This is a genomic window from Candidatus Methanocrinis alkalitolerans (assembly GCF_029167205.1).
GTDB classification, from domain to species: domain Archaea; phylum Halobacteriota; class Methanosarcinia; order Methanotrichales; family Methanotrichaceae; genus Methanocrinis; species Methanocrinis alkalitolerans.
The window spans coordinates 1-6,358 of sequence record NZ_JARFPL010000066.1; the positions used below are offsets into that span (position 1 = coordinate 1).

At 56.2% G+C, this 6,358-nt stretch carries 9 protein-coding genes; 4 read left to right on the forward strand and 5 right to left on the reverse strand.

The features are described 5' to 3' along the window. Positions 1–128 precede the first annotated feature (128 nt). The 3 genes from P0O24_RS12125 to P0O24_RS12595 all read left to right on the forward strand — a co-directional run bounded on the left by P0O24_RS12125 (position 129) and on the right by P0O24_RS12595 (position 1,072). Entirely contained in the window at positions 129–413 is a 285-nt protein-coding gene (locus P0O24_RS12125; RefSeq protein ID WP_316970017.1) for a hypothetical protein, read from the forward strand. Positions 414–538: 125 nt separating this feature from the next. After that, complete coding sequence (locus P0O24_RS12130; RefSeq protein ID WP_316970018.1) at positions 539–940, forward strand: transposase; 402 nt, start codon at positions 539–541, stop codon at positions 938–940. Positions 941–958: 18 nt separating this feature from the next. Continuing rightward, positions 959–1,072, forward strand: coding sequence for a transposase (locus P0O24_RS12595; protein WP_394356788.1), 114 nt, complete (start codon positions 959–961; stop codon positions 1,070–1,072). 303 nt (positions 1,073–1,375) lie between these two features. Here the strand turns inward: P0O24_RS12595 and pspAA are convergent, their stop codons facing one another. The 3 genes from pspAA to P0O24_RS12145 all read right to left on the reverse strand — a co-directional run bounded on the left by pspAA (position 1,376) and on the right by P0O24_RS12145 (position 2,992). Then, positions 1,376–1,654: a PspA-associated protein PspAA gene (gene pspAA, locus P0O24_RS12135; protein ID WP_316970019.1), complete on the reverse strand. Its 279-nt coding sequence runs from the start codon at positions 1,652–1,654 to the stop codon at positions 1,376–1,378. After that, positions 1,651–2,346: a PspA/IM30 family protein gene (locus P0O24_RS12140; RefSeq protein WP_316970020.1), complete on the reverse strand. Its 696-nt coding sequence runs from the start codon at positions 2,344–2,346 to the stop codon at positions 1,651–1,653. The genes pspAA and P0O24_RS12140 overlap by 4 nt, the downstream gene beginning before the upstream one ends. Positions 2,347–2,443: 97 nt before the next feature. Next, on the reverse strand, positions 2,444–2,992 hold the full coding sequence (locus tag P0O24_RS12145) for a hypothetical protein (protein WP_316970021.1): 549 nt from the start codon (positions 2,990–2,992) through the stop codon (positions 2,444–2,446). Between the two features lie 144 nt (positions 2,993–3,136). On the opposite strand from P0O24_RS12145, the gene P0O24_RS12150 reads away from it, so the two are divergent. Beyond that, positions 3,137–5,266, forward strand: a complete 2,130-nt coding sequence (locus tag P0O24_RS12150) for an ATP-dependent DNA helicase (RefSeq protein WP_316970022.1) — start codon at positions 3,137–3,139, stop codon at positions 5,264–5,266. Between the two features lie 66 nt (positions 5,267–5,332). On the opposite strand, the gene P0O24_RS12155 is transcribed toward P0O24_RS12150, so the two are convergent. Together P0O24_RS12155 and P0O24_RS12160 are read right to left on the reverse strand one after the other, a co-directional pair. Then, positions 5,333–5,710, reverse strand: coding sequence for a DUF555 domain-containing protein (locus tag P0O24_RS12155; RefSeq protein ID WP_316970023.1), 378 nt, complete (start codon positions 5,708–5,710; stop codon positions 5,333–5,335). A 91-nt stretch (positions 5,711–5,801) separates the two neighbouring features. Beyond that, positions 5,802–5,954 (reverse strand): hypothetical protein, encoded by a 153-nt coding sequence (locus P0O24_RS12160; RefSeq protein ID WP_316970024.1) that lies wholly within the window; start codon positions 5,952–5,954, stop codon positions 5,802–5,804. Positions 5,955–6,358: the final 404 nt, after the last annotated feature.

The following is a 6,358-nucleotide window of genomic DNA, read 5'->3' on the forward strand; positions in this document are numbered from 1 at the left end:
GATGCAATTCAAGGTGCGTTTGAGGGAAAGCCCTATGTTCCTCCTTCAGCTGCCACTTAACCGAACCCTATTGTGAGGGCGTCTCTGAAGGAATTGCGTTATATGGCCATGGTGGCTGAATAGTTACTATGGTTGCTGAGAAGAATCGTATCCAGAAAGTTTTAGAAGATGCGAACATCAAGCTCAGATCCGTGGTGTCGAAGATCGACGGTGTATCTTCGATGAGGATAATCCACGCTCTTATGGAGAAAGACGATCTTTCCAGAGAAGAGATAGCTGAGATGACCCATGGTAGGCTCAGAAGCAAGATGGACCTGCTCGTCGAGGCTCTGGATGGTCGGGTTACCGGGCATCATCGATTCCTTCTGAAGATGCACTTGGATCACATAGAGTTCTTAGCTGACCAGATCTAAAACCTCGATGAGGAGATTCAAATTCGAATGGTCTCTTTTCATGTTCAGTCCAGCCTGATCCAGACCATTCCCCGGGGATAAGTAACATCTCTGCGGCTTCAATCATATCCGAGATCGGTACTGATATGTCGCAGTTTCCTGATGAAGCTCATTTATCATCATGGGCTGGAATTTGTCCCGGGAACAATGAGAGTGCAGGGGTTAAGAAGAACTCCAAGATAAGGAAAGGCGACAAGTTTCTAAAAGCGACTCTCACTGAGGTCGCCTGGGCGGCATCGAGATCCAAGGATTCAGCTTACAGCGCTATGTACAACAACATTGCAAAGAGAAGAGGGAGAAAGCGAGCTCTAGTGGCCCTCGGCCATAGGATATTGATCGATGTGTACAGGACAATGAAATTTCAAGTGCCTTATAAAGACGTAGGTGCTGAAGTGGTTTATCAGAGAAAGACGAAGAACCGGGAACAAGCTATGATAAGATCCCTTGAAAGATCTGGGTATGTCGTCACAAAAGTTGCTACAGCATAACTTGAACGGGGGATTTACATACCAAAGGCCGAACAGCTTGCTGCTTGCTGTGGACTCGTTCCGTCGTTTTATCAATCGGCGGAAAAGATATACATGAGAAGCGTAACCAAGAGAGGCTCAGGACATATATAAGGCGGATTCTCGTAAAAGTCGCTCACGTCATTGCCAGAATAAAAGGTAGGTCGAAGCTTAAGAGTTTCTTCTTTAGGATAAGGTGAAAAAGGGAACGAACATCGCAGCCGTTGCCCTCTCAAGAAAGGTTTTATGCGTACTGCATCATCTCCTCAGAGTACAGGAGTTGTACTAAGAGGAGGACTGCGATGCGGAGGCAGAAGATCTTAGTATTCCAAGGATGAGGATCTCCTTGGACGATATGATTCGACATGTGACAAAGCGGGATATGAAGTGCAAAAGAAAATACCAGGGGGTGGGGTTTTACATGGGAATAAGACCCGACCCCCGAAAGACCCTCTCCGCCTCCTCCAGGGTCAGGTCCTCGGGGGGGACGATGACGTCCGACTCGAGGATCTCCTCGGATCTAATCGGTTCGCCCTTCTCTTTTATCGCCTGGATGAGGCGGGAGAGATCCTCTCTATAGCCCGCCTCGTCCTCCTTGGCCACGTCCTCGACGATCCGGTCGTCGATGAGGTTGAGGTCGTCGAGGAGGGCGGACGATACCCGGTACTGCCCCTCCCCCATGATCCTGATTATCATCTCCCTTCCTCCGCCTTGAGCCTCGCGAGGTCGTCCTCGACGCTGCTTTTGGCCTTGATACGCGCCAGCTCCCTCTCGACTTCGTCTCCCCCGGCGAACTCCTCCAGGGTCCCTCGCTCCACCAGCTCGTCGAGGGCAGCCGACCTCGCCCTCATCGTCTCGATCTTGTCTTCGGACCTCTGGACCGCAAGGCCCACGTCCGCCATCTCCTCGCTGATCCCGGTGAGGGACTCGGTCACCTTCACCTGGGCCTCGGCGGCGGAGTACTGGGCCTTGATCGTCTCCTTCTTTGCCCTGAAGGACTCCACCTTGGCGGTGAGCCTCCGGTCTGTCGCCTCGAGCTTCTCCTGCTCGCGCGCGAGGTCGGCTATCTCCCGGTCGAGCCCCTCGATCTGGACCGTGAGGGCAGACTTCCGCACCAGGGCCTGACGCGCCAGATCCTCCCGGTCGCCCTTTATCGCCTCCCTCGCTTGACTGTCGAGCTGGTCTATCTTCATGGCGAGCTTCGCCCTCTGTAGCTCCAGCCTCTTCTTGGAGGTGGCGACCTCTGCGACGCCCCTCTTCACGTTCTGGAGGAGCTCCAGCTGCTTCTGGTACGAGTAGTCGAGGGTCTCGTTGGGGTCTTCGACCCTGTCCATGATGGTGTTCATCTTGGCCTTGACCACAGTGCTCATGCGGTTTAATAGTCCCATTATAACTCCCCGTTTAAGTTGATAATTAATTTAAATGAGTCTCAGAGAGGACGCTAGGGTGGCTCAGGGGGCGATCCCTACGCACCCCCGCCGCGGATCACCTGAAGATGAGCTCCTTATTTATCTCGAACTTCCCGTCTAGGGTTGTCTTGGTATCGATCTTCCGGTTGATGTCGTTTCTGAAGGCTTCCAGGTTCCATATACCGCTGAACTCGCTCTTGACGTCGAAGGTGGTGGCGTTGGGCGAGATGACCATCCGGTCCATCCCCGAGTAGGAGGATACGACGTTGACGTTGGATATGTCCACCCCCGACCCCTTGAAGACCTTAGAAGAATCGAAATGCTGGACGTTTACCAGGAGACCCTTGGGAAATTCGATCTTACGATCTATCGTCGAAACTCCTGCGGACTGGTTCCATACGCCGGTCGAGAAGTAGTCTATAGAACCCTTACCGTAGAGGACTTCGGTGTTGGAAAACCCCTTCCAGCGATCGATATTGGAGCTGACTATCTCGGTCTGGCCTTCCCCTGTTACCTCTAGATATCCGGTGATAAAACCGTCCTGAAACGCCGGCGAGGCTCCGGCGGTCACCGCCAGGATGGCGGCGGTCATGAGGGAAAGGCAAAGAGCGATCGCGTTTCTCATGGTACTCCCTGGATATCATATATCGTAATTACATTTAAACCTTTTTAATTGAAACCCTCTAAGCCGAGTCGGAAGAAGGGGATCAGGAGATGGTCGGAGGCTGTTGGATAGCCTTTATCACCTTTAAGCTGAAAAGGGGGCATCGTGTATCTGGACTACTTCCCCTACGAGTCGCTGAGGCCCTATCAGGACGCCATGCTCGACGACGTTTATGGGACGGTGAGAGGCGGGGAGCATGCGGTCTTGATGATCGACGCCCCCACCGGGAGCGGAAAGACCAGCTGCATCTCCGCAGCCCTGGCAGCGGCACCAGGAAAGATCGCGGTGGCGGTGAGAACCGTCAGCCAGATAGACGTATACCTCGACGAGATCGCGAAGATCTGGTCGAAGACGAGGCACCGACCCACCATAGCATACATGGTGGGCAAACAGAAGATGTGCCCCCTCGCCGACGAGTTCTCCGGAGAGTCCGTCTACGCCGGATGTGCCAGGCTCCGGGAATGGACGAAGAGGAAGATGATCGCAAGGCTCGGAGAGGTGGGGGGGAAGTTCTACGACCCCTCCCAGGATAAGAGCGCCCACCAGTCAGTTCCGGGGTACAGGACCTTCTGCCCTTACTATATGATGACAAGAGAGGTCTTCGAGCTTCAGGGCAAGCCCCACTTCAGGCATTCCGGTCCGATCCTGGACCTGGTGGACGACCTCAGGGGCGGGATCAGGCCTCCGGACCGTTTCATCAGAGAGTGTCGGGAGCTGTGCCCCTACGAGGTGATGAGCCTCTCCGCCAAGGGGAGCGACGTCGTAATCTTAAATTACTCTCACCTCTTCAGCCCCGAGTTCCAGGAGATTATCTTCGACTGGCTGGAGATGGACCGGGGTTCTTTGACCCTCTTCGTCGACGAGGCCCACAACCTGGGAGACGCCGTCAGGGCCTTAAATACCAGGGTCCTCTCTCCGAGGATGATCGACCTCGCCGAGAAGGAGGTGGAGAAGTATCAGCAGTCGATGGGCCAGTCGAGGCTCCAGGAGTCCTCCCTCGACGCTTCGTCCCGATTGAAGGGGGTGGAGGTGGTCAGGACCCTTCTTCCGAGGCTTCGAAAGTACATCCAGAGCCGCCAGGTCAGGATGCAGGAGGGAGAAGAGCTCCTGGATGCGGACCTATTCAGGGATTTCCTGTATCGGGGGTTTGACGACGTAGAAGAGGCGCTCTCGGCGGCGACGGAGGTGGCGGTGATGGTGGCGGAGCTGGAACTCGCCGAGGGGGACCGCGAAAATCTTCAGGGCGATATCGAGCCCAGCCTCGCTCATGTTCTCCTCTTCCTCGGGGACATGGAGATGGCTGAGAGGGACCTGTCTTACCAGAGGAAGATCACCGTCGCCGGCACCGGCGATAAGAAGAGGGCGTGGCTGGAGGTGAACAACGTTGACCCCGCCCCGCTGGTGAGGAGGGTGACGGACAACGTCAACGCCACGGTGATGCTCAGCGGGACCCTCTCGCCCCTGGAGGCCTACGAGCTCTACCTCCTCGCCGAGAAGGATAGGGCGAAGAAGATCAGCCTGCCAAACCTCTTCCCCCCGGAGAACAGGCTCCTTCTGGTCGCCAAGACCGCGACGACGCAGCTTGAAAAAAGAGACGAGTCCGGAAATAAAAGGGAGATAACAGAGCACATCGAGGCTATCATCGAAGAGGTCGCCGGAAACGTAGCCGTCTTCTTCACATCTTACTCGATGATGAACCAGTACGAGGCGACCTGCAAGGCAGCCGCAAGGAAGGTCGGAAAGATGCTCTATTCCGAGCCTAGGAACGCCGAGGACGTCCCGGCGATCCTGGAAGATTTCTTCCGGGCGGCAAAGAAGCGCGGCGCAGTCCTCCTGGGGGTATCCGGCGGAAAGCTCGCCGAGGGCATAGACTACAAGGGCGAGGCGCTGAGCGGCGTCGCCGTCGTCGGCCTGCCCCTGGGCTTCTATAACGAGATCCAGAGGGAGACCAACCAGTACTACGTCAGGAAGTACGGCCAGAAGAACGGGATGCTCATCGCCTACACCCTCCCTGCGATAAATCGGGGGCTTCAGGCGGCGGGGAGGGTGATCAGAGACGCCTCGGAGCGGGGCGTCATCCTCTTCTGCGATCGGCGGTTTCGCGAGGGGGGGAGGAGCGGGGTTCTATCCTTCCTTCCGAAGTGGATCCGAGACGAGCTGGTGGTCACCGACGCTGCGAAGAGCCGGGTGATCATCAGGGCGCGGGTGGCGGAGTGGGAGAGGGAGCGGGTCTGATCCATTGGATGATCTTTCATCTCGACCTACATCGACCTGCACCATCTCTACATATATCGATCTTCTCTATCTCGACCTCGTCGGCCTTCCGGACCTTCCGCCCTCCATCTCCTCCGTCTCCACGAGCTTCAGGGGGACTGCACCCAGGGCCTTTCCCACCATCGCCTTGGCGATCCTGAAGGCGTGCTCCTCGTTCTCGGCGTCGTAGACCTTGATCTCGAATAGGAGGCCGACGAGGGCGGTTCCCGCCACCATGAAGACGCCGTCGAGGGACTCGCCGCAGGCGGGGCAGATCGTCTGGCCCACCTCCACCTCCACGAAGTCGAGCTTCTTGTTGTTCAGCCTCTTTCCCGCCTCCGATATCGCGACCCCGATGGCGTCGTCGGTGGATTTGACGTCTCTGACCAGCCAGGCGCCCTCCAGAAGGACGTTGTAGTTCGTCATGTAGTCCCTGGTTTGGTGATGGAGGATATGTATGTTTTCTATGAGACTGGAAAGAGATCCCCATCGAGATACCCTGCCAGTCCCATCGGCGTCAGGGGGGGGGTCGAACTCCGCAACCACCATGCGTCCCCCCGACCAGCTGTTCCAGGGCCAGCTGACGGCGGGGTTGGCCTTCCGTATCCTGGCCGTTCACCTCCTGGTGGCAGAGGATGTCGGCTTTGAGCCGGAGGGGCAGGGGTCTCATAACCGCCATCCTCTCGGCGAGGACTGGTTTTCTTGCCGGGCTTGTCGTCGGGGTTTTCGAGGTCCAGTGGCTAGCCAGATCTTTGCCAACTTTGAGTGTAACCTGACGATGGTGGAGTCCTGGATCAAGACGTCTTCGAAGGGTGAAAGACGATCGCTGAGGGTTCGACTGGGTTGCTGAGCTGAGTATTCAACACCTTGAACTGCCATAGCATCCTGATAGACGCTGCTAGATGTATCCCCACCATGAAAGGGGGGAGGAATGCGGAGCAGGTTGAACCTGACCTCCCCAGCGTTTAGGCACACATATGAAGAGCATCCAGGATTTCGCGCTGTTTTTTGGATATCTCAGTGGCCATCTTCTCTCCATTCGGCAAGACCATGATCTTAATTTTTTCCAGCTCA

Coding starts and splice junctions, on each gene's coding strand:
- P0O24_RS12125 (WP_316970017.1), top strand. CDS start 129: ATGGTTGCTGAGAAGAATCGTATCCAGAAAGTTTTAGAAGATGCGAAC.
- P0O24_RS12130 (WP_316970018.1), top strand. CDS start 539: ATGTCGCAGTTTCCTGATGAAGCTCATTTATCATCATGGGCTGGAATT.
- pspAA (WP_316970019.1), bottom strand. CDS start 1,654: ATGATAATCAGGATCATGGGGGAGGGGCAGTACCGGGTATCGTCCGCC.
- P0O24_RS12140 (WP_316970020.1), bottom strand. CDS start 2,346: ATGGGACTATTAAACCGCATGAGCACTGTGGTCAAGGCCAAGATGAAC.
- P0O24_RS12145 (WP_316970021.1), bottom strand. CDS start 2,992: ATGAGAAACGCGATCGCTCTTTGCCTTTCCCTCATGACCGCCGCCATC.
- P0O24_RS12155 (WP_316970023.1), bottom strand. CDS start 5,710: ATGACGAACTACAACGTCCTTCTGGAGGGCGCCTGGCTGGTCAGAGAC.
- P0O24_RS12160 (WP_316970024.1), bottom strand. CDS start 5,954: ATGAGACCCCTGCCCCTCCGGCTCAAAGCCGACATCCTCTGCCACCAG.